The sequence below is a fragment of the Phenylobacterium parvum genome, assembly GCF_003150835.1.
Classification (GTDB): domain Bacteria; phylum Pseudomonadota; class Alphaproteobacteria; order Caulobacterales; family Caulobacteraceae; genus Phenylobacterium; species Phenylobacterium parvum.
On record NZ_CP029479.1, the window covers coordinates 91,704 to 114,262 of the forward strand.

Sequence of the window (22,559 nt, forward strand, 5' to 3'; positions counted from 1 at the left end):
CCTTTCAACGCCGCCGGAAGTCGATTCCGTCGCGCGGGTCAGGAAAGGGCGTTACGGCAGGCCGCCGCCATGGCCAGGGGGCCAAGGGCGACGGCGGCGGCGGCATAGGCGCCGAGCAGGGCGAAGCCGGCCCGCCAGGGGAGCCCCGTCGTGAAGGCGTCCAGGGCGCCGCCCCCGAAAATCACGGGCGGGACGAACAGGGGCAGGACGATGACCGCCGTCAGGAGGCCGCCACGCCGCGCGCCCAGGCTGAGGGCCGCCCCGATTCCGCCGGTGAAGGCGAAGGCCAGCCCGCCGGCGAGGGCGCAGGCGAAGAGCAAGGGGGCAAGAGCGGGCGAGGCGCCCAGGGCGATGGCCGCCACCGGCGCCAGAAGGGCCAGGGGCGCCCCCGTCGCCAGCCAGTGTCCCAGGCATTTCAGGGCGCAGGTGAACTCGAGGGGCAGGCCCGAATGGACCATCAGGTCCAGGGCGCCGTCCTCGAAGTCCCGCTCGAACAGCCGCTCCAGGCCCAGGAGGGCCGACAGGGCCAGGACCGTCCAGGCGGCCCCCGGGGCGATCTGGGCCAGGCGTTCAGGTTCTGGCCCCGAGGCCAGGGGCAGGAGCAGGGTGGCGCCGGCGAAGAAGCCGCCGGTGACCATGAGGCCGCCGCCCCGCCCCCAGGCGATGGCCATTTCCCTGCGGAGCAGCCTGAGGGCGGCGCTCACGGGCGGATCTCCAGGGCCAGGCCGGCGACTGGCAGGGGGTCGTGCACCGCCGCCAGGATCAGGCCTCCGCCCTCCAGGTGCGCGGCCATGATCTGCAGGGCCTCGGCGCGCCAGCGGGCGTCCAGCGGGCTCAGGGGTTCGTCCAGCAGCCAGAGCGGGCGGGGCGCCGACAGGAGCCGGGCCAGGGCCAGTCTCCGCCTCTGCCCGGCCGAAAGGCGACGGACCTCCAGGTCCACCAGCCGGCCGAGTTCCAGCCGCTCGACGGCCGCCTCCACGGCCGCCTGGGTTCCGCCCAGCCATCCGGTCCAGAAGTCGAGTTCCTCTCCGGTCGTGCGCGAGGACTTGAGCCCATCCAGGTGCCCGAGGAGATGAAGGCCGGCGGCCCGCGCCGCCGCGGGGTCCGCATCGCCGAAACCAATGCGACCGGAATCGATGGCGCCAAGACCCGCCACGGCCCTCAGCAGGCTGGTCTTGCCCGAGCCGTTCGCGCCGGTCAGGGCGCAGGCCTGGCCGGCCTCCAGGCGCAGGTGCAGCCCGGAGAACAGGCGCCGTCCGCCCCGGGAGAGGGACAGGTCCTCGATCTGCAGGCCCAGGTTCACCATTTCCTCCCGGGCGGCGCATGGACGCGGCCCCGCCGAAGGTCTATGACGCCGGCGGCTGCACTCGCCCCGGAGGGCGTTCGCGGCGCCGGGGCGAACGCTGTGTGTCCGCCCACCCGGGCGCGCGATCTCCGGTTCGATTGGTGTGCGGTCCGGAACAGAGGAAGGATCCCTGACATGGCGTCTATCGACAGCCTCAAGACCCGCCGCGAACTCACGGTGGGAGACAAGACCTACGTCTACTACAGCCTTCCGGCCGCCGAGGAAGCCGGTCTTGCCGGCGTAGCCCGACTCCCGGCCTCGATGAAGGTGCTGCTGGAGAACCTCCTGCGCAATGAGGACGGCGACACTGTCGGCGCCGACGACCTCAAGGCGCTGGCCGCCTGGCTCGACAACAAGGGCGCGGTCGAGCACGAGATCAGCTTCCGTCCCGCCCGGGTGCTGATGCAGGACTTCACCGGCGTGCCCGCGGTGGTCGATCTGGCCGCCATGCGCGACGCCATGACCAAGCTCGGCGCCGATCCCGAAAAGATCAACCCGCTGAACCCCGTCGACCTGGTCATCGACCACTCAGTGATGGTCGACCATTTCGGCAACGCCAAGGCCTTCGGCGAGAACGTCGAGCGCGAGTACGAGCGCAACATCGAGCGCTACCGCTTCCTGCGCTGGGGCTCGTCGGCCTTCAATAACTTCCGCGTCGTGCCTCCCGGCACCGGCATCTGCCATCAGGTGAACCTGGAGTACCTGGCCCAGACCGTCTGGACCGGCGATGAGGACGGCGCCGCACTGGCCTATCCCGACACGGTCGTCGGCACCGACTCCCACACCACCATGATCAACGGCCTGGCCGTCCTGGGCTGGGGTGTCGGCGGTATCGAGGCCGAGGCCGCCATGCTGGGCCAGCCCATCCCCATGCTGATCCCCGAGGTCATCGGCTTCCGCCTGACCGGCGACATGCCCGAGGGCGCCACGGCGACCGACCTGGTGCTGACCGTCACCCAGATGCTCCGCAAGAAGGGCGTGGTCGGCAAGTTCGTCGAGTTCTTCGGCCCGGGCCTCGCCGGCCTGACCCTCGAGGACCAGGCGACCATCGCCAACATGGCCCCGGAATACGGCGCCACCTGCGGCTTCTTCCCGGTCACCAAGGCCACCGTCGACTACCTGCGCGCCACCGGCCGCGACCCGGCCCGGGTCGACCTGGTCGAGGCCTACGCCAAGGCCCAGGGCCTGTGGTCCGAGCCCGGCGACGCCGAGCCGGTCTTCACCGACACCCTCGAGCTGGACCTGGGCTCTGTGCTGCCCTCCCTCGCGGGCCCGAAGCGTCCGCAGGACCGCGTGCTCCTCAGCGACGCCGCCTCGGAATTCCGCTCCGCCCTGTCCAAGGAATTCGGCCGTGAGCCCGGCGCCCCGCGCGCCGCGGTGAAGGGTGAATCCTACGACCTGGGCGACGGCGACGTGGTGATCGCCGCGATCACCTCCTGCACCAACACCTCCAACCCAAGCGTCCTGATCGCCGCCGGCCTGTTGGCCAAGAAGGCTGTCGAGAAGGGCCTGAAGGTGAAGCCCTGGGTGAAGACCTCCCTCGCCCCCGGAAGCCAGGTGGTCACCGACTACCTGAAGTCCGCCAGCCTGACCAAGAGCCTGGACGCCCTGGGCTTCAACCTGGTCGGCTATGGCTGCACCACCTGCATCGGCAACTCCGGCCCCCTGCCCGAAGCCATCTCCGAGACCATCCAGGCCACGGACCTGGTGGCCTGCTCGGTCCTGTCGGGGAACCGCAACTTCGAGGGCCGGGTCAATCCGGACACCCGCGCCAACTACCTGGCCTCGCCGCCCCTGGTGGTGGCCTACGCCCTGGCCGGCAACATGCTGATCGACCTGGCCAACGACCCGATCGGCGAAGGCAAGGACGGCAAGCCCGTCTACCTCAAGGACATCTGGCCGACCTCGGCCGAGGTCGCCGAGCTGCAGCGCAAGCACGTCACCCAGAAGATGTTCGCCTCGCGCTATTCCGACGTCTTCAAGGGCGACAAGAACTGGCAGGGCATCAAGGTGGCCGGCGGCCAGACCTACGCCTGGGACGTAGGCTCCACCTACGTCCAGAACCCGCCCTACTTCCAGGACATGAAGATGGAGCCCGAGCCGGTCACGGACGTGATCGAGGCCCGGATCCTGGGCGTGTTCGGCGACTCCATCACCACCGACCACATCTCGCCGGCCGGCTCGATCAAGGCCAGCTCCCCCGCAGGCGTCTACCTGCGTGAACGCCAGGTGCCGACCACCGAGTTCAACTCCTACGGCGCCCGTCGCGGGAACCATGAAGTGATGATGCGGGGCACCTTCGCCAACATCCGCATCCGCAACCGGATCACCCCCGAGATCGAGGGCGGCGTGACCCGTCACTTCCCCTCGGGCGACACCATGGCGATCTACGACGCGGCCATGCGCTACCAGGCCGAAGGCCGGCCAATGGTGATCTTCGCCGGCAAGGAGTACGGCACGGGCTCGTCCCGCGACTGGGCCGCCAAGGGCACCAAGCTGCTGGGCGTCCGGGCGGTCATCGCCGAGAGCTTCGAGCGCATCCACCGCTCCAACCTGGTGGGCATGGGCGTCCTGCCCCTGCAGTTCATCCAGGACGGCTGGCAGAAGCTCAACCTGACCGGCGAGGAGATCGTCTCGATCCGCGGCCTCTCCGACCTGTCGCCCCGCCGCCAGCTGACCGTGGAGCTCTACCGCGCCGGCGACGGCCGGATCGCGCGCTTCCCGGTGCGGTGCCGGATCGATACGCCGACCGAGCTGGAATACTTCCGCAATGGCGGCGTGCTGAACTACGTGCTTCGGAACCTGGCGCGCGACGCCCAGGGCTGATCCGGGTCGCCGCGCCCTTCCTTGCGGGGGGCGCGGCGGACCGGTTTCACGCCATCTTGATCAGGCGCGCCGGACAACTGGGATTATGTGCGGGCCAATGCGTGGAGCCCTGATCGCCTGTCTCCTGTTCCTGGCGCCCCTCGCCGCCCAGGCGGCGACGCGTGCGCCCGTGATCGTGGAGCTCTACACGGCCCAGGGCTGCGCTCCCTGCAATGACTCCGGAAAGGTGATGGAGGGCCTGGCGGGCCGCCGGGACGTGCTCCCCCTGACCTTCAGCGTCGATTACTGGGACTATCTCGGCTGGACCGACACCCTGGCGCGGCCAGAGTTCGTCACCCGCCAGAAAACCTATGTCTCGCGCTTCGAACTTGAGGATCCCTACACGCCCCAGGTGGTGGTGGGCGGCCGCGGACAGGCCGGGGCCCTTGAGGCCGAGCGCCTGGACGCCCTGGTCGCCCGCGCCGCACAGGCGCCGGCCGGTCCCAGGGTCAGCCTGACCGCCACCCGGGCGAGCGTGGCCCAGGGGACGTCGCCCAAGGGCGGGGCCGAAGTCTGGATGGTGCGGTACGATCCCCGTCCGAGGAGCGTCCAGGTCCGGCGCGGCGACAATCGCGGAGAGACCGTCGTGGCGGTGAACGCCGTGCGTGAGCTGAGGCGCCTGGGCTCCTGGCGGGGACGGGGGCTGACCTGGACCCTTCCGGAAGCGACCGAACCCGGGCTCGTCACTGTCGTGATTGTCCAGGCCCCGCGGGGCGGAAGGATCCTGTCGGCCGCAAGCCGTCGGCCCTCGACCTGAAGGGCTGGGAACCTGGATTGGGGGTAGGGCGTCGGCTGGCCTGGCGGCCCGCCCCCGGGCGGGGGGCTGGGGGGGCTGTTCAGTTACCCGGAAGCGGGTCCGGCCAGCCGACGAAGCCAATTTCTTCCCTCTATCGGGCGGGGTCGCGTCCGAAATAAGGTCTTTTCGCGGCGCGTGGGGGCGCCTGCAGGGCGATTGCCCCAGGGCCCGGGCGGGGGCTAACCTGCCCGCATGGCGGCGGAACCCTTCCCCACGGGCGGCCCTCCGGGGCGCGTCTTCTTCGAGCGCGGGGAGTTCCTCCGCATTCTCAACCTCTATGGCCGCATGGTCGCCGCGGGGGAATGGAAGGACTACGCCATCGACCCCCTGCCGGACGCCTGCGTCTTCTCGGTCTTCCGCCGGGCGTCCGAGGCGCCCGCCTACCGGATCGAAAAGCGCCCCGCCCTGGCCCGCCGGCAGGGCGCCTGGGCGGTGATCGGCGAGGGCGGCATGGTCCTCAAGCGCGGCCACGACCTGGCCCAGGTGCTGACCGTCTTCGATTCCCGCCGCTTCCGCGTGGTCGACTGAGGCCCCCCAAGGCCGGGCGCACGAAAAAGCCCCGGCGGTCGCCCGCCGGGGCCCTGTTCGTCGAGGTTCCGGAATTCCCCGCCGTCCCGGGGGACCGCTAGCGGCGGTCGCCGAGAAGGCTGAGCAGGAACTGGAAGAGGTTGATGAAGTTCAGGTACAGGCTCAGCGCACCGTAGTTGGTGGCCACGGCCGTGGAGGCCTCGTCGCCGCCCAGGTCGTAGTACATCAGCTTCAGGCGCTGGGTGTCCCAGGCGATCAGGCCGGCGAAGATGAACACGCCCAGGATGCTGATGACGAAGCTCATCATCGGCAGCTTGAGGAAGATGTTCACCAGCGAGGCGAGCACCAGGCCGACCAGGCCGATGATCAGGAAGCTGCCCATGCCTGACAGGTCGCGCTTGGTGGCGTAGCCGAACAGGGACAGGCAGGCGAAGGCCGCCGCCGTGATCAGGAAGGTCTGGGCCAGGGCCTGCCCGGTGTAGACCAGGGTCAGGACGCCCAGCGAGGCGCCCATGAGCACCACGATGCTCCAGTAGGCGATGCCCGCGCCGCGGGGCGTCTGGCCGCCCTTCGCGAAGCTCGAGAAGAGGATGATGGCCAGGGGGGCGAAGCTGACGATCCAGCCCAGGGGCGTCATGCCGGCCATGCGGCCGTCAGCCGAGACCATGAACATCAGGTCGCGGACCGGGGGGAACATGCCGGTCAGCCAAGCCATGGCGCCCGAGACCACAAGGCCCAGGGCCACCTTGTTGTAGACGCCCAGCATGAAGCTGCGCAGGCCGGTGTCGACGGCCATGTCGGCGCGGTCCACCAGAACGGGATGGGCCGAGCGGTTGTTGAAGTCGTTCATCGAACGAAGATCCTTTCCGTTCGCCCGCATCGGGCGTGGAAGAAATATCGGTGCACCCTGCGTCTTGTGCAAGCGGCGCCGTGGGCTAGGCTCATTGCCATGATCCGTCTCTTCGCCGCCCTGGACCTGCCCGATGAGGCCGCCGAGGCGCTCGCGCCCTTCCAGCGCGGTCTTTCGGGGGGCGAATGGCGCCCGCGGGAGGCCCTTCACGTCACCCTGAAATTCGCGGGCGACCTGCGCGAGGACATGGCCGACGACCTCGCCGCCGAGCTGGTCCGGGTTGGCGGCGCGCCCCTGGACGTGGAACTCGCAGGGGCGGGAGCCTTCGGCGAGGGCCGCGACATCCATGCGGTCTGGGCCCGGGTGACCCCGTCGGAGCCCCTGTCGCGTCTGGCCCGGGCCTGCGAGGTCGCCGGGCGCCGTGCGGGCCTTGCGGCCGACGCCCGCGCCTATACGCCCCATGTCACCCTGGCCTACCTCAAGCGGCCCGCGCCCGAGGCCGTGGCCCGCTGGCTGGCCTTTGCCGAGGCCCTGAAGGTCCCGGCCTTCCGCCTTCACCAGTTCGGGCTCTATTCAAGCTGGCGCGGCCCGGACGGATCACGCTATCGGCTCGAACGCAGCTATCCGCTCGACCGACGGGCGGGGCCCGCCTGACGCACCGTCCGAGGAGCCGCCCGTGCCTGACTGGATCTCCGCCATCATCCTGGGCGTGGTCGAGGGCCTGACCGAGTTCATCCCGGTCTCGTCCACCGGGCACCTCCTGCTGACCAAGACCGCCCTGGGCCTGCCTCCGGGCTTCTGGGACACCTTCATCGTCCTTATCCAGCTGGGGGCCATCCTCGGCGTCGTGGCCCTTTACTTCCGCAAGCTGTGGGACGTCGTCCTGGGCCTTCCCACCTCGCAGAGGGCGCGCCATTTCGCCCTGTCGGTCTTTGTCGCCTTCCTTCCCGGCGCCCTCGCCGGCGCCTTTCTGCATGACGTCATCAAGGGCGTGCTCTTCGAGAGCCCGCGGCTGATCTGCTGGTCGCTGATCATCGGCGGCGTCGTCCTCCTGGTGATCGATCGCCGCGCCCCGGCGCCGCGTGAGACCGACGCCATGGCCCTGAGCCTGAAGACCTCGCTCCTTGTCGGTCTTTTCCAGACCCTCGCCCTGATTCCCGGCGTCTCCCGTTCGGGCGGCACCATCGTCGGGGCCATGCTGATGGGGGTGGAGAAGCGCGCCGCGGCGGAATTCTCCTTCTTCCTCGCCATGCCGACCATGGCCGGCGCCTTCGTCCTGGACTTCTGGTCAAGCCGCGGCGAACTGCACGGCGACCGGATCGGGCTCCTGGCCCTGGGCTTCGTCGTCAGCTTCGTCGTCGGCTACGCCGTGGTGAAGTTCATGCTCGACTTTGTCGGCCGCCGGGGCTTCGCGCCCTTTGGGTGGTGGCGGATCCTGGTCGGTGTCGCGGGCCTGGCCCTGTTGGGTCTGCGCTGAACGCCCGGGTCAGGCGCCCGGGTCAGGCGCCCGGGTTAGGCAACCGCGTCGCCGGCGGCGGTCCGGGCGAACTGGCCGCCCTTTCGGAACCGGTAGAGATAGGTCGGCAGCACCGCCTCGACGGTCTCGGGCGTGATCCCCAGCTCGGCCAGGCCCGGCGCCTGGCCCGAGACCACGTTGTCGGTCTTGAGCAGTTCGACCTGGTCGGCGGTCAGGGGCGGCGCCACGGGCGTCAGGGCGAAGGGTGCGCAAAGGGTTCCCACCAGGCCCGCCAGGGGGAAGGGCAGGGGGGCGTAGAGCCGGCGTCGGCCGGTTTCCTTCAGGATCAGGTCCAGGATCTCCCGGAAGGTGAAGACCCCCGGCCCGCCGAGTTCGAAGGTCTGTCCCGAATGCTGCGGGTCCAGGGCGACGCTGGCCGCCGCCCTCGCCACGTCGCCGACATAGACCGGCTGGAAGCGGGTGTGTCCGCCGCCGATCAGGGGCAGGAAGGGGCTGATGACGGCCATCTCGCCGAACTTGTTGAAGAAGTCGTCGCCGGGCCCGAACACGATGGAGGGCCTCAGGATCACCGCCGAGGGCAGGACCTCGCGTACGGCGGCCTCACCCTCGGCCTTGGAGCGGGCGTAGCGGGCGGTCGAGGCCGGGTCGGCGCCGAGGGCCGACATCTGGACGAAGCGGGCGCCTGCGGCGGCGGCGGCCTGGGCCAGGGTCCGGGCGGCGTCGACGTGCACGGCCTTGAAGGTCTGGCGGCCGGTCTCGTAGAGCAGGCCGACCAGGTTGATCACCGCGTCCGCGCCCTCCACCGCCCTGGCGACCGAGGCGGCGTCCCGGACATTGGCCTGGACCACCTCAACCTGCCCGACATCGCCCATCAGCCGCATCTCGTGGGCCAGGTGCGGCTGGCGCACCGCCACCCGGACCCGGGCGCCCCGACGGGCCAGGGCCCGGACGATCTGGGTTCCGATGAAACCGGAACCGCCGAACACTGTGACGAGGTCTGGCATGACTTCTTGGCTCCGAGGGGCGAGACAGGACCGTGGGGATAGACGATGCCTCGCCGCCCTGCAATCGGCGGCGGCCCTTCGGTGCGTATGGCCGTTGACCCGACCCGGACTTGGCCCTAAGGAAGCGCCCTCGCACGGTCCGACGGATCGGGCCCAGGTGGCGGAATTGGTAGACGCGCTGGCTTCAGGTGCCAGTGGCTTAACGGCCGTGAAGGTTCGAGTCCTTTCCTGGGCACCACCGTCCCCCTTTCGGGGGGCGAAGCACAATCAACCGGCGGAGACGGCGGACCGTGGCGAACTATCTTCATGAAGGTGATCTTCCCGACGGCCTCTTCGCGGGCGTCGCTTCCGTCGCCGTGGATTCGGAGACCATGGGCCTGCGGCTGGGCCGGGATCCCCTGTGCGTGGTCCAGCTCTCGGCCGGGGATGGCGACGCCCATCTGGTCCGCCTCTCCCGCCCGGATTACGACGCGCCGAACCTCAAGGCCCTGCTCGTCGACCCGGCGGTGACCAAGATCCTGCACTTCGGGCGGTTCGACATCGCCATGTTCCGGCTGCACCTGGGCGTGGTGACCGGGCCGGTCTACTGCACCAAGATCGCCTCCAAGCTGGCGCGGACCTACACCGACAAGCACGGCCTCAAGGACGTCTCCCGCGAACTCCTCGGCGTCGACATGTCCAAGGTCCAGCAGAGCTCGGACTGGGGCGCGCCGGTCCTGTCCCCCGAACAGATCGCCTACGCCGCCTCGGACGTCCTGCACCTGCACCGGCTGCGCGAGCGACTGGACGACATGCTCCGCCGCGAGGGCCGGGACGCGTTGGCGCAGGCCTGCTTCCAGTTCCTGCCGCACCGGGCCCTGCTGGACCTGGCCGGGTGGGAGGAGACGGACATCTTCGCCCATGCCTGACGCCGGTCCGGAGCAGGGGCGATGACGGACGGCGTCGCCCTTCCCGCGGCCCGCCGCGCCCGCGAGGCGGCGTCCTGGCGTCGGCGCTCCCGCCGCGTGCGCCAGCTCCGCCTCCTGCTGCCGGCCCTGGTCGGCGTCATACTCCTTGTTCTGGCCGGCTACCTGTCCCTGGCCCTCGTCGCGGCGCCGCGGACCCGGCCGGTGGAGACCGGAACCCCCATCCAGCTGGTGAACCCGCGGTTCGTCGGCCAGGACCGCAAGGGCCGGGCCTTCACCCTGACGGCGAAGACGGCGACCCGCGATCCCAAGGACTATGACCGGGTCTTCCTGGACCAGCCGGTCCTTATCCTGAAGCGGGATCCGGGCGAGCCCATCCGGGTCTCCGCCCTGAAGGGCGACTACAACGAATCCGACCATCTCCTGAAGCTGAACGGAGACGTGCGCCTGAATGGCGGCGACATCAGCTTCCTTACCGGCGCCTCGACCTTTGACACGGCCCTGGGCGAACTAGTCGGCGACGGCGCCATCGAGGGCGTGGGCTCGCTTGGAGAAATCAACGCGAAGTCCTATGGCGTATATGACAGGGGCGACCGGCTCGTGTTCGGCGGCGGGGTCAGCACCCGCCTCGAGCCGAGCTCGGGGCCCTGAGCGCAGGGACGAGCAAGGATGAGACATCTGAAGAAGGTCGGCCGGTTCCACGAGCTTGGCGCGGCGGCGGCTGCGGTTCTGGTGCTGGCCGCGGCGACCTCCGTCCAGGCCCAGTTGGCCCGCAATTCCAAGGCGCCCGTCGACATCACCGCCGACCAGCTGGAACTGGTCAACAGCCAGTGCTCGGCCATCTACCGCGGCGGCGCCGAGGCCCTGCAGGAAACCAGCCGGCTGCGCGCCGACCAGCTGAAGATCATCTACGCCCCCGCCCCCGCCGGCGGCGGCAAGAACGGCTGCAGCAGCGATCTCCTGCGGATGGAGGCGACCGGATCGGTCTTCTACGTCACCCCCGACCAGAGGGTGCGCGGCGACCAGGCGGTCTATGACGCCAAGGCCCAGACCCTGACCGTCACGGGCTCTGTGGCGGCGTCCCGCGGCCAGGACGTGATGAAGGGTGAGCGGCTGGTGGTGAACACCGTCTCGGGCGACGCGCGCATGGAAGGCGGGGGGGAGCGCAGCGGGCGCCGGGTCCGCACCGTCATCTATCCGGGCGCCAAGCCCGCAACCCCGAAATAGGCCCGTCCATGTCCGCGGCGCCTGAACAGGACGGCCTGGTCGTCGACCGGATCGGCAAGACCTATCGCGGCCGGGCCGTGGTCAAGGGCGTGTGCCTGCGCCTCGGCCGGGGCGAGGTGAAGGGCCTCCTGGGCCCCAACGGCGCCGGCAAGACGACCTGCTTCTACATGATCACCGGCCTGGTCTCGGCGGACGAGGGGCGGATCTGGCTCGATGGCGAGGATGTCACCGCCCAGCCCATGTACCAGCGCGCCCGGATGGGACTGGGCTACCTGCCCCAGGAACCCTCCATCTTCCGCGGCATGACCGTCGAGGAGAACGTCATTTCGGTGGTCGAGTTGCGCGAACCCGACGCGCGCAAGGCCCGCGAGACGGTCTCCGGCCTGCTGGCCGAACTGAGGATCGACCACCTGCGCAAGTCCCCGGCGGTCTCCCTGTCGGGCGGCGAGCGCCGGCGCGTGGAAATCGCCCGCGCCCTGGCGTCCGAGCCCGCCTACATGCTGCTGGACGAGCCCTTTGCGGGCATCGACCCCCTGGCCATCGCCGACATCCGCGAGGTCATCGGCTATCTCAAGGCCCGCGGCATCGGGATCATGATCACCGACCACAATGTCCGGGAGACGCTGGACATCATCGACCGGGCGGCCATCATCCACGCAGGCGAACTGCTGCTCGAAGGCACGCCGGCCGAGATCGTCGATAATCCCGAGGTCCGACGCGTCTATCTCGGGGAAGAGTTCGCCTGACGCCCCTCTGGCGCCGGCGAGGGGGAAAGCATGGTCGCCACGCCGAGGAACGCCGTCGTCATCCTGCTCGACAGCCTGAACCGGCACATGCTGGGGGCCTATGGCGGGACCGAGTTCGCGACCCCGAACCTCGACGCCTTCGCCCGGACGGCCGTGCGGTTTGACAACCACCACACGGGCTCCCTGCCGTGCATGCCCGCCCGCCACGACATCCTGTGCGGGGCCCTCGACTTCCTCTGGCGCCCCTGGGGGTCGGTGGAGATCTGGGAAGACGCCATCACCTACGAGCTGCACAAGGCCGGGGTCGTCTCGCAACTGGTCTCGGACCACCCGCACCTCTTCGAGACGGGCGGCGAGAACTACCATGTCGACTTCACGGCCTGGGCCTACGAGCGCGGCCACGAGGGCGACCCCTGGAAGACCCGGCCCGATCCCTCCTGGGCCGGCGCCCCCATTTTCGGCCGCGACCACATGCCCTACCACGACAGCCGGGGCTGGTTCCGCGACGAGTCCGACTTCCCCGGGCCCCGGACCATGTCCGCCGCCGCCCGCTGGATCGAGGAGAACGCCGGCTGGCACGACCGGTTCTTCCTCTTCATCGACGAGTTCGACCCGCACGAGCCCTTCGACACCCCCGAGCCCTGGGCTTCGATGTATGACCCGGACTATGAGGGCCCGCCGATGATCTGGCCGCCCTACATGCAGGGGGCGGTGGAGAAGGGGGTCCTGAGCGAGGCCGCGGCGCGGCGGCTGAGGGCCAGCTACGGCGCCAAGCTGTCCATGATCGACCACTGGCTGGGTCGGGTTTTCAAGGCGATCGAGGACAAGGGCCTGGCCGACGACACCCTGGTCATGGTCTGCACCGACCACGGCCACTACCTGGGCGAGAAGGACATCTGGGGAAAGCCGGGCGTGCCGGTCTACAACACCCTGGGGCACATCCCCCTGATGATCCGCCACCCAGGGATCGCGCCGGGCGCCTGCGACGCCCTGACGACCAGCGTGGACCTGTTCGCCACACTGGCCGACCTGTTCGGGGTCACGGTCCGCCAGCGCACCCATGGCCGCTCCCTCCTGCCCCTGCTGCGCGGAGAGTGCGAGGGCGTCCGCGACCACCTCCTCACCGGCGTCTGGGGCCGGGAGGTCCACCTGGTGACCCGCGAATGGAAATACGCCCGGGCTCCGGCGGGGGCGAACGCGCCCCTGTCCATGATGTCCAACCGCTGGTCGACCATGCCGACCCATTTGATCGACCGGCATGTCGCCCTGCCGCACCCGGACCACCGCGCCTTCCTCGACCGCATGCCCGGCTCGGACATTCCGGTGATCCACCAGCCCTTCGCCGCCGGGGATCCCCTGCCGTTCTGGGCTCGCACCCGCGCTTCGGGAAACTATCTCTTCGACCGCGCCTCCGATCCGCAGGAGGTCAACAACCTGGCCGGGGGGGCCGATGAAGCCGGGGCGGCGCGCCGCCTGGCCGAGGCTCTCCGGGCGATCGAGGCCCCGGCCTCGCAATTCGAACGACTCGGACTGGACTGAGACCGGAGAAAGACATGGCCGCCAAGCCCCGCGCCCTCAAAACCCTTGCCGCCCTGACGGCTGTCCTGGGGGCCCTTGTCCTCTCGGCCTGCGCCCGGGACATCCCCTACGAGACGCTCAAGGCCAAGTACGCCAACCCGGCCTCGAAGTTCGTCACCCTGCCGAACGGGGTCAGCGTCCACTACCGCGACCAGGGCCGGCCAGACGGCCCGCCGGTGGTGCTGGTCCATGGCTTCGCCGCCAACCTCGACACCTGGGAGCCCTGGGTCACCCGGCTCGGCGACACCTATCGGGTGGTGACCCTCGACCTTCCCGCCCATGGCCTCACCGTCACCCCGCCGGGCTACGAGATGTCCACCGGGGGCCAGGTCGAGGTCATCGACGAACTGACGCGGAAGCTGGACCTGCCCGCCTTCGTCCTGGCCGGCAACTCCATGGGCGGCGGGGCGTCCTGGAACTTCGCCCTGGCCCATCCGGACCGGCTGCGCGGCCTGGTCCTCGTGGCCTCGGTGGGGCCGCGGCCCCAGGCGGACGCCGCCGCCCCGCCGCGGGAGGGCCCGCCGGCGATCTTCCAGGTGATGGCCAATCCCGTCGGCCGTGCCGCCCTGCGGAGCCTCAACCCGCGTCCCCTGGCCGAGCCCGGCCTGAAGAAGGCCTATGTCGACGAGAGCCTGGTCACGCCGGCCCTGGTGGACCGGTATGTTGACCTCGCTCTTGCGCCTGGGCGCCGCGAGATGATCCTGGCCGGTCGCCGCGGCCCGCCCTCAGCCTCGCCCGATGCGGTGAAGGGGGTTTCGGTCCCCACCCTGGTGATGCACGGCGAGAAGGACACGGTCGTCCCGGTGGGCGTCGGCAAGCGCCTGGGCGAACTGATCCCGGGCGCCCAACTGATCCTCTATCCCGAGGCGGGCCACGTTCCGATGGAACAGATTCCGGATCGGTCCGCTGCGGATGTCAGGGCCTTCATCGAGTCGCTTCCCGCGACGAAGTCGCCGGAAAAATGAGACTCCGTTAACCAAACGGGCGCCATCCCTTCGTAACCTGCAAGCAAGAAGCAGGCCAAGGAGGCGGAGTTGGCGCTCGGTGCGCGTCTTGAGGTTCGTCAGGGACAGGGGCTGGTCATCACGCCCCAGCTGCAGCAGGCGATCAAGCTTCTGCAGCTGTCCAGCGTCGAGCTCGAGGTCTTCGTCGAGGGCGAGCTGGAGCGCAATCCCCTCCTGGTCCGCGAGGATCCGGAGCCCGAGGGCGACGTCGCCGTCCCGGACTCCCGGTCGGACGACGTCCTGGCGGCCGACTGCATTCCCGACTCCGGCGCCGAGCCCGACCTCGACATCAGCCGGGAGGCGGAGGCCTCCCCCGGTGAAAGGGCGACGGGTGACCTCGCTTCCGGAGAGGACGCCGGCGGCGCCGTCGACTGGAGCCGGGCGGGATCCGGGGGGCAGGGCTTCGAATCCGACGAGGATTTCTCCCAGCGCCTGGCCGAGGTGAAGACCCTCAGGGAACACCTGCTCGACCAGCTGGGCGTCTCCGGCCTCTCCGGCGCCGCCCATGCGGCGGCCGTCGTCCTCGTCGATTCGGTCGACGAGGGCGGATACCTGAGGTGCGACATGGCCGAGACGGCGGCCCGCCTCGGCTGTGATGAACCCTTCCTCGAGGAGGTGCTCGGGGTCCTCCAGGGGTTCGAGCCCACCGGGATCTTCGCCCGCGATGTTCGGGAGTGCCTTGCCCTCCAGCTCCGCGAGATGGACCGCTGCGACCCGGCCATGGAGGCCCTGCTCGACAACCTGGACCTCCTGGCCCGCCGTGATCTTGCCGCCCTGAAGCGCGCCTGCCAGGTCGATGACGAGGATCTCCGCGAGATGATCGCCGAGATCCGCGCCCTTACCCCCCGGCCAGGGGCGGCCTTCGGGGGTGAGCCTGCCGCGCCCGTGACGCCGGACGTAGTGGTCCGGGAAGGCCCCGGCGGGATGTGGAACGTGGAGCTGAACAGCGACACCCTGCCCAGGCTCCTGGTGGACCGCCGCTACTTCGCCCGGGTGTCGGCGGGCGCCCGGACCGACGCCGAGAAGGTTTTTGTCTCGGAGTGCTATTCCCAGGCCAACTGGCTGTTGCGCTGCCTCGACCAGAGGGCCCGGACGATCCTGAAGGTGGCGTCCGAGATCGTCCGCCAGCAGGACGGCTTCCTCGCCTTCGGGGTCACGCACCTGAGACCCTTGAACCTGCGCACAATCGCCGAAGCCATCGGCATGCATGAGTCCACGGTCAGCCGGGTGACGTCGAACAAGTACATCGCCACCACGCGCGGGGTCTTCGAGCTGAAGTTCTTCTTCACCGCCGCCATTCCCTCGACCGGCGGCGGCGAGGCCCACTCCGCCGAGAGCGTCCGGCACCGGATCCGCCAGCTCATCGAGACCGAGCACCCCGGGGCGGATATCCATTCAGATGACCGGATCGTGGAGATCCTGAGGGGCTCAGGCGTCGACATCGCCCGTCGCACCGTCGCCAAGTACCGGGAGTCCATGCGGATTCCCTCGTCCACGGAACGTCGTCGACTGATGGCCGCTGCGGGTTGAACCGGAGTTGACTCGCCGCGCGCATGGGCGCGTGCTGGCGGCATGAAAGTCCAGGTCACCGGCAAGCATGTCGACGTCGGGTCGGCCCTGCGAGAGCGGGTCATCGACGAAATCAACCAGTCCATCGGCAGGGTCTTCGAGCGCGGCGGCTCGGCGGACGTCGTCGTCAGCCGCGAGGGCCACGCCTTCCGGGTGGACTGCTCCCTCCTCCTGGCCACGGGACAGCCCCTCGCGAGCCACGCCCTCGCCGCCGACGCCCATACGGCCTTCAGCGCGGCCCTTCACAAGATCGAGAGCCGGGTCCGTCGCTACAAGCACAGGCTCAAGAGCCATGCTCAGGCCGCCGCCGCCCGCAAGGCGGAAACGGCGGCCTATTTCGTCCTGAAGTCCCCTGACGAGGCCTCGGATGAGGCCTGGGACGCGCCTTTGGAGGCCCAGGACGCAGCTGGACCGCCCAGCGCCCTGGTCATCGCCGAGACCGAGACCCCGGTCCGGAGCCTGACGGTTTCCCAGGCGGTCCTGGAACTGGACTTGACGGACTCACAGACAATCGTGTTCAGGAACGCCGCACATGGCGGATTGTCCGTCGTGTATCGCCGGCCGGACGGAAACATCGGCTGGATCGATCCCGAGCGTACCTCGGCCTCCCTTACGGGAGGGACGGGCGGCGCGACGGGCTGAAAGTCGTCCCTCGCCTTTCCGGCGGGGCGCCGGCCGCACCGTCAGTGAGCATGGGTTTTGCAGGACCGTCTTTCCATCGCCGACCTGATCGGGCCCAGCGCCGTGGCCGTCGGATTTGGCGCCCGCACCGCCCGTCAGGTGATGAACCTCATCGCCGACAAGGCCGCCCAGAACTTCGGCCTGGACCCGGCCGTGGTCCTGGCCGGACTCCTGGAGCGCGAGCAGGCGGGTTCAACCGGACTCGGCCGGGGCGTCGCTGCGCCGCACGCCCGGGTGACGGGGCTGGAGGGCAGCCGGGTGGTCGTGGTCCGGCTGGAGCAGCCGATCCCCTTCGGGGCCATTGACGGCCAGCCTGTGGACCTCTTCTTCGCCCTGCTTTCGCCCATCGAGTCCGGGGTCGAGCACCTGCGCGCCCTGGCGCGGATTTCCAGGCTGCTGCGGCGGGAAGACCTGCGCGACCAACTTCGGCGCGCGTCCGACGCGGACGCCGTCAGGTTCCTCCTCGCCCAGGGCGAGGCGGCCGCGGCCTGAGCCGCACCCTTCAGTGCACCGAGACGGGCGCCAGTTCGTGCGCCATGGCCGCCGCGATCGCGGCGTCACGATCCCCGAGGACGGCGAGGCGTTCGCCATCTGCGCGATGGACCGCATAGAGCACCTGGTCGGGCTGCAGCTCGATGCCCTCGATGCGGCCGGTGGGCGTGCTGGCCAGGATCTCCGCCGCAAGGACGGGCCGGACGTAGACGACATCGGGGGCTCCGAGGGCGGCGAAGGCCTCGGGGGTCAGGACCTGCGCGGTCCGGGACTTGGCGTCGGGTGTCATGGCTTTGTCTCCTCTGGCCGCCATCAGCCGGCCGATTGGATGGGAATGCGCCGGACCAGGCGCTCGGGTTCCGGACGGCTCAGGTCCACGTGCAGGAGCCCGTGTTCCAGCAGGGCCCGGTCGACCTCGACCCCGTCCGCCAGCACGAAGCTGCGGATGAAGCTGCGCGAGGCGATGCCCCGGTGCAGGTAGGCGTCGCCCTTGCCCCCGTCGTCGCGACGGCCGGCGATGGTCAGCTGGCGGTCCTCGAGGGTGATCTGGAGGGTTTCCGGGGTGAAGCCCGCCACGGCGAGGGTAATCCGGAGGGCGCCTCCCCCGAGGTCCTCGACATTGTAGGGCGGATAGCCCTCCGCCGCCGCCTTGGCGGCGCGCTCGATCTGGCTGCGGGTGTGCTCGAAGCCGAGGAGAAAGGGGCTGTCGAAAAGCAGGGTCCGGGTCATGGGAGTCCTATCGTAAAGCGACTCTGAGGCGGTCCGTCCGGGTTCGGCCCGTCCCGCCTCCGTCCACATGTGGCGCGCCGGGGCCGGGCTTTCAATATCCAGCCGCCGCAGACCGGGCGGACTTGCGCGATGGCGCCTTAAGTCGCACCAAGGCGGCATGACCGGACCCATGAACTTCGCCGTCCACTATGTGGGGGACGGATATTCCACGGACGCCAAGCTGATGGGCCGGCAGGCCGTCGGCAAATCCCTGTTCCAGGCCCTATCCCGGCGCTGGGCGGAGGGCGAGGCCTTCGGGTTCGGCCGGGGCGCCGCCCGGGCCATGATGGACCACCTGTCCCGCGAGGACTTCCGCGGCCGCCTGATCTGGCGCGAGCAGGGATCCACCGTCCCGCCGCCTGGGTATCCCGGGGTGGTCTACCATCCGGGCCCCATTCCCACCGCCATGGCCCACGACCGGAACCGCGAAGGCCCCGGCGCCTACAGCCTGTTCGGCGTCACCCACACCCTGTCCTCCCTGGGGGCCATGGACAGCATCGGGGACCTGGCCGGCGCCCCCTTCCAGCCCTGGGACGCCCTAGTCTGCACCTCCAGCGCCGCCGCCGTGCTGGTGCGGGGCCTTATGGCCGAGCGCCGGGCCTGGCTGGCCGAGCACTACGGCGCCCACCGGTTCAACGAGATCGAGCTCCCGGTCATCCCCCTGGGCGTCGACGTCGCCGCCCAGGCCCGACCACCCGCCGAGATCGCCGCGGCCCGCACGGCCCTGGGGCTGGACCCCGGCGAGGTCGCCTTCCTTTTCGCCGGCCGCCTGTCCTTTCACGCCAAGGCCAACCCTGCGCCCGTCTACATGGCGCTTGAGCGGGCCGCCGCCGGTCGCCGGCTCGTCTGCATCGAGGCGGGGCAGTTCCACAACGAGGCCATCGCCGCCTCCTACCAGGACGCCCAGAGGATCCTGGCCCCCTCCGTGCGCTTCCTCCATGCCGAGGGTGGCGATGCGGCGGCCTACCGCCAGGCCTGGTGCGCCGCCGACGTCTTCGTCTCCATCTCCGACAACATCCAGGAGACCTTCGGGATCACCCCGGTGGAGGCCATGGCCTCAGGCCTGCCGGTCCTGGTCTCCGACTGGAACGGCTACCGCGACACGGTGCGGGACGGCGTGGACGGCTTCCGGGTCCCGGTCACCGCCCCGCCGGACGGGGGCGCCATTGATCTCGCCCTGCGCCATGCCCTGAACCTGGACACCTACGACCGCTACATCGGACAGTTCAGCATGGCGACGGCGGCCGACCTCGGGGTCCTGGCCAGCCGAATGGCGGAGCTGGCCGACAGCGCCGACCTGCGCGCCCGCATGGGCGCCTCGGGGCGGGCCAGGGCCCTTGCCGAGTACGACTGGCCGGTCATCCTGGATCGTTACCAGGCCCTGGCGGGAGAGCTCGACCGCCTCCGCGCCGGCGCCGATAGTCGCCGGATTGACTGGCCCCTGCGGCCCGATCCGGCGCGGCTGTTCGGTCACTTCCCTACCCGCCGGCTGGCACCCGACTGGACGGTCAGCGCCCCGCCCGGCCGGGAGCAGGCCCTGGAGGACCTGTTGCAGCTGCGCATGACCGCCTACGTCCTCGATCCGGTCCGCCTGCCCCCGGAGATGATCCGCGAACTCCATCGCCTGGCCCTGGCCGGTCCCCGGACCCTGGCCGACCTCATGGCGGCGGCCGGCGGCGGCGGGCGTCCGCGGCTGAGGGCTGTGCTCTGGCTGGCCAAGCTGGGCCTCGTGGAGCTGACGCCCCCGGCCTGAGGGCCCGGACCTTCAGAGACTGCGCATCCCGGAAATGGCGAAGGCCCGCCGGGGTGTCCGGCGGGCCTTCATGGTGGAGCTAAGCGGAGTCGAACCGCTGACCTCTTGAATGCCATTCAAGCGCTCTACCAACTGAGCTATAGCCCCGAGGTCTCGGGTCCCGCCCGGGCCCTGGGGGCCCTGCCGGGAAGGCGCGGAACCTAGTCCGGCGGATCGCAGCGATCAAGCCCGCTCTGGGGAAAAATCGCTGCGGCCGGAAGGACGACCCGCGTCAGTCGTCCGGATTGCCCTCGCCGGGCAGGCCGTCGAGGTCGGTGTCGTCGAAGTCGTCCTCCTCGTCCTCCAGGAAGGGCACGTCGCTGTCCTCGTCGTCCAGGTCGTCTTCCTCCTGGAAGGCGGCCAGGTCGTCCTCGGGAGGGGCGATGACTTCGCCGTCCTCGTCATCGACCACCAGGACCGGATCATCCACCGCCGCGTCGAGCTCGGGGGTGACGGCTTCGTCCTCCTCCTCCTCTTCGGCCTCGGCGCCGGTCTCCAGGACCTGGTCCTCGGCCTCGTCCTCGATGTCCCTCCCGGCAGGCGCCGCACGCGCACGGACGCGCCGGGTGCGGACAGCCTCGTCCGGGTCAAAGTCGTGGCTGCACTTGGGGCAGTGCGCCGGCCGGCGGTTCAGGTCGTAGAACTTCGCCTGGCAGCTGGGGCAAATCTGCTTCGCGCCGAGTTCAGGAAGGGCCAATGGGCGGGCCTCTGGTCAGGGTGGGATGGAAAGCGGGCTCCCTTGCCATGCGGCGGCGCCACTGTCAAAAGCAAAGCCCTTCAGGCGCGCCTGCCCCGTTTCACCCCGCCCCGGAGCCCGTCCCAGCCATGTCCTCCACAGGCCAGACGGCCGCCCTGAGCGCCCGGCGGAGCGGACCCCTGCGCGGGCGCGTCCGCGCCCCCGGCGACAAGTCGGTCTCCCACCGCGCCCTGATCTTCGGCGCCCTCGCCCAGGGCGTCACCGAAGTCGAGGGCCTGCTGGAGGGCGAGGACGTCCTGCGTTCGGCGGCGGCCATGCGCGCCTTTGGCGCGGGGGTGGAGGCGCTGGGCGGCGGGCGCTGGCGGGTTACGGGCCGCGGCGGATTCGTCGAGCCGGAGGACGTCATCGACTGCGGGAACGCCGGGACCGGGGTCCGGCTCATCCTCGGCGCTGCCGCCGGGTTTGACCTCGCCGCCACTTTCACGGGCGACGCCTCCCTCCGTGGCCGTCCCATGAACCGGGTCATGAAGCCCCTCGCCGGGATGGGCGCCAGCTTCCTGCACCGCTCGGGCGGCCGCCTGCCCCTGACCCTGCGGGGAGGGAGCCTCCAGGGGATCGTCTATCGCCTGCCGGAACCCTCGGCCCAGGTGAAGTCTGCGGTCCTGCTGGCGGGGCTCAACGCCCGGGGCGACACGGTGGTGATCGAGCCCGAGCCGACCCGTGACCACACCGAGCGCATGCTGCGGGGTTTCGGCGCCCGGGTGGAGGTCGAGGACCTCCCCGAGGGGCGCAGGATCATCCTGGCCGGCGGCCAGGCGCTGTCGGGGACCCGGATCCGGGTGCCGGGGGATCCGTCCTCCGCCGCCTTCCCCCTGGTGGCCGCCCTGGTCACGCCGGGGTCAGAGGTGACGGTGGAGGGCGTCCTGCTCAACCCCCTGCGCACCGGCCTCCTGACCACCCTGCAGGAGATGGGTGCGGACCTCACCCTCTCCGGCGTCCGCGACGAGGGCGGCGAGCCGGTGGGCGACGTGACCGCGCGCTTCTCGGCCCTGCGGGGGGTCGACGTGCCGCCGGAACGCGCGCCTTCCATGATCGACGAGTATCCCGTCCTGGCGGTGGCCGCGGCCTTCGCCGAGGGCGTCACCCGCATGCGCGGCATCGGCGAGATGCGGGTCAAGGAAAGCGATCGGATCGCCCTGATGGCCGCGGGCCTCGCCGCCTGCGGCCTTGCCGTGGAGGAGGAGCCCGAGGGCCTTATCGTCAACGGCGCCGGCGGCAACCGGCCGCCGGTGGGCGGCGCGGCCGTCATCACACGCGGCGACCACCGGATCGCCATGTCGCACCTGGTCCTCGGCCTGGCGGCCGACGTCGAGGTCCGCGTCGACGAGCCCGGCATGATCGCCACCAGCTTCCCCGGCTTCGTCGACATGATGCGTGGCCTGGGCGCCGATATCGGCCCGGCATGACCGCCGGCCTCGTGATCGCCGTCGACGGCCCCGCCGCCTCGGGCAAGGGATCCGTCGCCGCCCGCCTGGGCGCCGCCTACGGCCTGCCCGTCCTCGACACGGGCCTCCTCTACCGGGCGGTGGGCGTCGCCGCCGCGCGCGCCGGGGCCGATCCGGATGACGCCGCGGCCGCCGCCGCGGTCGCCGGGACGCTCGACCTGATGGCCCTGGACGACCCGGCCCTCCGCACCCGCGAGGCCGGTGAGCTGGCCAGCCGGGTGGCGGTGCATCCTGGGGTCCGGGCGGCCCTGAACGCCGCCCAGGTGGATTTCGCCCGCCGGCCCGGCGGGGCGGTCCTGGATGGCCGCGATATCGGCACGGTCATCGCTCCCTGGGCCCCGGCCAAGCTGTTCGTGACCGCCCGGCCCGAGGTGCGCGCCGAGCGCCGCTGGCGCCAGCTCACCGCCCAGGGCGAGGCTGTCCCGCTGGAGGACGTGCTGGAGGATATCCGCCGGCGGGATGCCCGGGACGGCGGCCGCGCCGACGCTCCCCTGGCCCGGGCGGCCGACGCGGTCTTGCTGGACACCTCCGAAATGACTATAGACCTCGCCGCCGATGCGGCCCGCCGCATTGTCGAGGCGGCGCGCGCCGGCCGGACCTGATCCGGGCGGCAAATCCCATCGCGTCTTTCCCTCCCAGGCCGCGGGCAATCCCCGGCGCGGAACCCCGCGCCTTCGGTTTCACCTCCAACCCGACTCCGGGACACCGACCGCCTGACCGGCGACCTGCG

24 protein-coding genes and 2 tRNA genes are annotated in these 22,559 nt (G+C 70.7%); 18 read left to right on the forward strand and 8 right to left on the reverse strand.

Annotation, left to right across the window (positions count from 1 at the left end; genetic code table 11):
- Positions 1 to 38 precede the first annotated feature (38 nt).
- Together ccmB and ccmA are read right to left on the reverse strand one after the other, a co-directional pair.
- Entirely contained in the window at positions 39 to 671 is a 633-nt protein-coding gene (gene ccmB / locus HYN04_RS00450; RefSeq protein ID WP_241962732.1) for a heme exporter protein CcmB, read from the reverse strand.
- Positions 672 to 700: 29 nt separating this feature from the next.
- Positions 701 to 1,306, reverse strand: coding sequence for a heme ABC exporter ATP-binding protein CcmA (gene ccmA, locus HYN04_RS00455; protein WP_110448932.1), 606 nt, complete (start codon positions 1,304 to 1,306; stop codon positions 701 to 703).
- 174 nt (positions 1,307 to 1,480) lie between these two features.
- On the opposite strand from ccmA, the gene acnA reads away from it, so the two are divergent.
- The 3 genes from acnA (at position 1,481) to HYN04_RS00470 (ending at position 5,534) form a co-directional block, all read left to right on the forward strand.
- Complete coding sequence (acnA, locus tag HYN04_RS00460; protein ID WP_110448933.1) at positions 1,481 to 4,171, forward strand: aconitate hydratase AcnA; 2,691 nt, start codon at positions 1,481 to 1,483, stop codon at positions 4,169 to 4,171.
- A 97-nt stretch (positions 4,172 to 4,268) separates the two neighbouring features.
- Positions 4,269 to 4,967, forward strand: coding sequence for a DUF1223 domain-containing protein (locus tag HYN04_RS00465; protein ID WP_110448934.1), 699 nt, complete (start codon positions 4,269 to 4,271; stop codon positions 4,965 to 4,967).
- A gap of 231 nt (positions 4,968 to 5,198) precedes the next feature.
- Positions 5,199 to 5,534, forward strand: a complete 336-nt coding sequence (locus tag HYN04_RS00470; RefSeq protein WP_110448935.1) for a DUF2794 domain-containing protein — start codon at positions 5,199 to 5,201, stop codon at positions 5,532 to 5,534.
- 97 nt (positions 5,535 to 5,631) lie between these two features.
- Here the strand turns inward: HYN04_RS00470 and HYN04_RS00475 are convergent, their stop codons facing one another.
- On the reverse strand, positions 5,632 to 6,384 hold the full coding sequence (locus tag HYN04_RS00475) for a Bax inhibitor-1/YccA family protein (RefSeq protein WP_110448936.1): 753 nt from the start codon (positions 6,382 to 6,384) through the stop codon (positions 5,632 to 5,634).
- A gap of 99 nt (positions 6,385 to 6,483) precedes the next feature.
- On the opposite strand from HYN04_RS00475, the gene thpR reads away from it, so the two are divergent.
- Positions 6,484 to 7,038, forward strand: a complete 555-nt coding sequence (gene thpR, locus HYN04_RS00480) for an RNA 2',3'-cyclic phosphodiesterase (protein ID WP_110448937.1) — start codon at positions 6,484 to 6,486, stop codon at positions 7,036 to 7,038.
- 22 nt (positions 7,039 to 7,060) lie between these two features.
- Positions 7,061 to 7,861: an undecaprenyl-diphosphate phosphatase gene (locus HYN04_RS00485; protein WP_110448938.1), complete on the forward strand. Its 801-nt coding sequence runs from the start codon at positions 7,061 to 7,063 to the stop codon at positions 7,859 to 7,861.
- Between the two features lie 35 nt (positions 7,862 to 7,896).
- Here the strand turns inward: HYN04_RS00485 and HYN04_RS00490 are convergent, their stop codons facing one another.
- Positions 7,897 to 8,865, reverse strand: a complete 969-nt coding sequence (locus HYN04_RS00490) for a complex I NDUFA9 subunit family protein (protein WP_110448939.1) — start codon at positions 8,863 to 8,865, stop codon at positions 7,897 to 7,899.
- Positions 8,866 to 9,016: 151 nt separating this feature from the next.
- On the opposite strand from HYN04_RS00490, the gene HYN04_RS00495 reads away from it, so the two are divergent.
- The 10 genes from HYN04_RS00495 to HYN04_RS00540 all read left to right on the forward strand — a co-directional run bounded on the left by HYN04_RS00495 (position 9,017) and on the right by HYN04_RS00540 (position 17,067).
- Positions 9,017 to 9,103, forward strand: a tRNA-Leu gene (locus HYN04_RS00495).
- A gap of 52 nt (positions 9,104 to 9,155) precedes the next feature.
- Positions 9,156 to 9,773, forward strand: coding sequence for a ribonuclease D (locus HYN04_RS00500; protein WP_110448940.1), 618 nt, complete (start codon positions 9,156 to 9,158; stop codon positions 9,771 to 9,773).
- Positions 9,774 to 9,794: 21 nt separating this feature from the next.
- On the forward strand, positions 9,795 to 10,421 hold the full coding sequence (gene lptC, locus HYN04_RS00505; protein ID WP_110448941.1) for an LPS export ABC transporter periplasmic protein LptC: 627 nt from the start codon (positions 9,795 to 9,797) through the stop codon (positions 10,419 to 10,421).
- 18 nt (positions 10,422 to 10,439) lie between these two features.
- On the forward strand, positions 10,440 to 10,997 hold the full coding sequence (locus tag HYN04_RS00510) for an LptA/OstA family protein (protein ID WP_110448942.1): 558 nt from the start codon (positions 10,440 to 10,442) through the stop codon (positions 10,995 to 10,997).
- A gap of 8 nt (positions 10,998 to 11,005) precedes the next feature.
- A complete protein-coding gene (lptB, locus tag HYN04_RS00515; protein ID WP_110448943.1) occupies positions 11,006 to 11,743 on the forward strand; it encodes an LPS export ABC transporter ATP-binding protein in 738 nt (245 codons plus the stop codon).
- Between the two features lie 30 nt (positions 11,744 to 11,773).
- Positions 11,774 to 13,282, forward strand: a complete 1,509-nt coding sequence (locus HYN04_RS00520) for a sulfatase (protein ID WP_110448944.1) — start codon at positions 11,774 to 11,776, stop codon at positions 13,280 to 13,282.
- 14 nt (positions 13,283 to 13,296) lie between these two features.
- Positions 13,297 to 14,286 (forward strand): alpha/beta fold hydrolase, encoded by a 990-nt coding sequence (locus HYN04_RS00525; RefSeq protein WP_110448945.1) that lies wholly within the window; start codon positions 13,297 to 13,299, stop codon positions 14,284 to 14,286.
- Positions 14,287 to 14,355: 69 nt separating this feature from the next.
- A complete protein-coding gene (rpoN, locus tag HYN04_RS00530; protein ID WP_110448946.1) occupies positions 14,356 to 15,855 on the forward strand; it encodes an RNA polymerase factor sigma-54 in 1,500 nt (499 codons plus the stop codon).
- Positions 15,856 to 15,897: 42 nt separating this feature from the next.
- Positions 15,898 to 16,536 (forward strand): ribosome hibernation-promoting factor, HPF/YfiA family, encoded by a 639-nt coding sequence (gene hpf / locus HYN04_RS00535; protein ID WP_110448947.1) that lies wholly within the window; start codon positions 15,898 to 15,900, stop codon positions 16,534 to 16,536.
- Between the two features lie 57 nt (positions 16,537 to 16,593).
- A complete protein-coding gene (locus HYN04_RS00540) occupies positions 16,594 to 17,067 on the forward strand; it encodes a PTS sugar transporter subunit IIA (protein WP_241962644.1) in 474 nt (157 codons plus the stop codon).
- Between the two features lie 10 nt (positions 17,068 to 17,077).
- Here HYN04_RS00540 and HYN04_RS00545 read toward each other — a convergent pair whose 3' ends face one another.
- On the reverse strand, positions 17,078 to 17,356 hold the full coding sequence (locus HYN04_RS00545; protein ID WP_110448948.1) for a DUF1150 family protein: 279 nt from the start codon (positions 17,354 to 17,356) through the stop codon (positions 17,078 to 17,080).
- Between the two features lie 23 nt (positions 17,357 to 17,379).
- Complete coding sequence (locus tag HYN04_RS00550) at positions 17,380 to 17,796, reverse strand: Hsp20 family protein (protein ID WP_110451227.1); 417 nt, start codon at positions 17,794 to 17,796, stop codon at positions 17,380 to 17,382.
- Between the two features lie 157 nt (positions 17,797 to 17,953).
- On the opposite strand from HYN04_RS00550, the gene HYN04_RS00555 reads away from it, so the two are divergent.
- Entirely contained in the window at positions 17,954 to 19,588 is a 1,635-nt protein-coding gene (locus tag HYN04_RS00555) for a glycosyltransferase family 4 protein (protein WP_162599495.1), read from the forward strand.
- 71 nt (positions 19,589 to 19,659) lie between these two features.
- Here HYN04_RS00555 and HYN04_RS00560 read toward each other — a convergent pair.
- Positions 19,660 to 19,735, reverse strand: a tRNA-Ala gene (locus HYN04_RS00560).
- A gap of 124 nt (positions 19,736 to 19,859) precedes the next feature.
- Positions 19,860 to 20,324: a TIGR02300 family protein gene (locus HYN04_RS00565; protein WP_110448950.1), complete on the reverse strand. Its 465-nt coding sequence runs from the start codon at positions 20,322 to 20,324 to the stop codon at positions 19,860 to 19,862.
- Between the two features lie 128 nt (positions 20,325 to 20,452).
- Between HYN04_RS00565 and aroA the strand changes: the two genes are divergently transcribed.
- Both aroA and cmk read left to right on the forward strand, forming a co-directional pair.
- Positions 20,453 to 21,790 (forward strand): 3-phosphoshikimate 1-carboxyvinyltransferase, encoded by a 1,338-nt coding sequence (gene aroA / locus HYN04_RS00570; RefSeq protein WP_110448951.1) that lies wholly within the window; start codon positions 20,453 to 20,455, stop codon positions 21,788 to 21,790.
- Positions 21,787 to 22,431, forward strand: coding sequence for a (d)CMP kinase (gene cmk, locus HYN04_RS00575; protein ID WP_110448952.1), 645 nt, complete (start codon positions 21,787 to 21,789; stop codon positions 22,429 to 22,431). Before aroA ends, cmk begins: the two co-directional genes overlap by 4 nt.
- Positions 22,432 to 22,559: the final 128 nt, after the last annotated feature.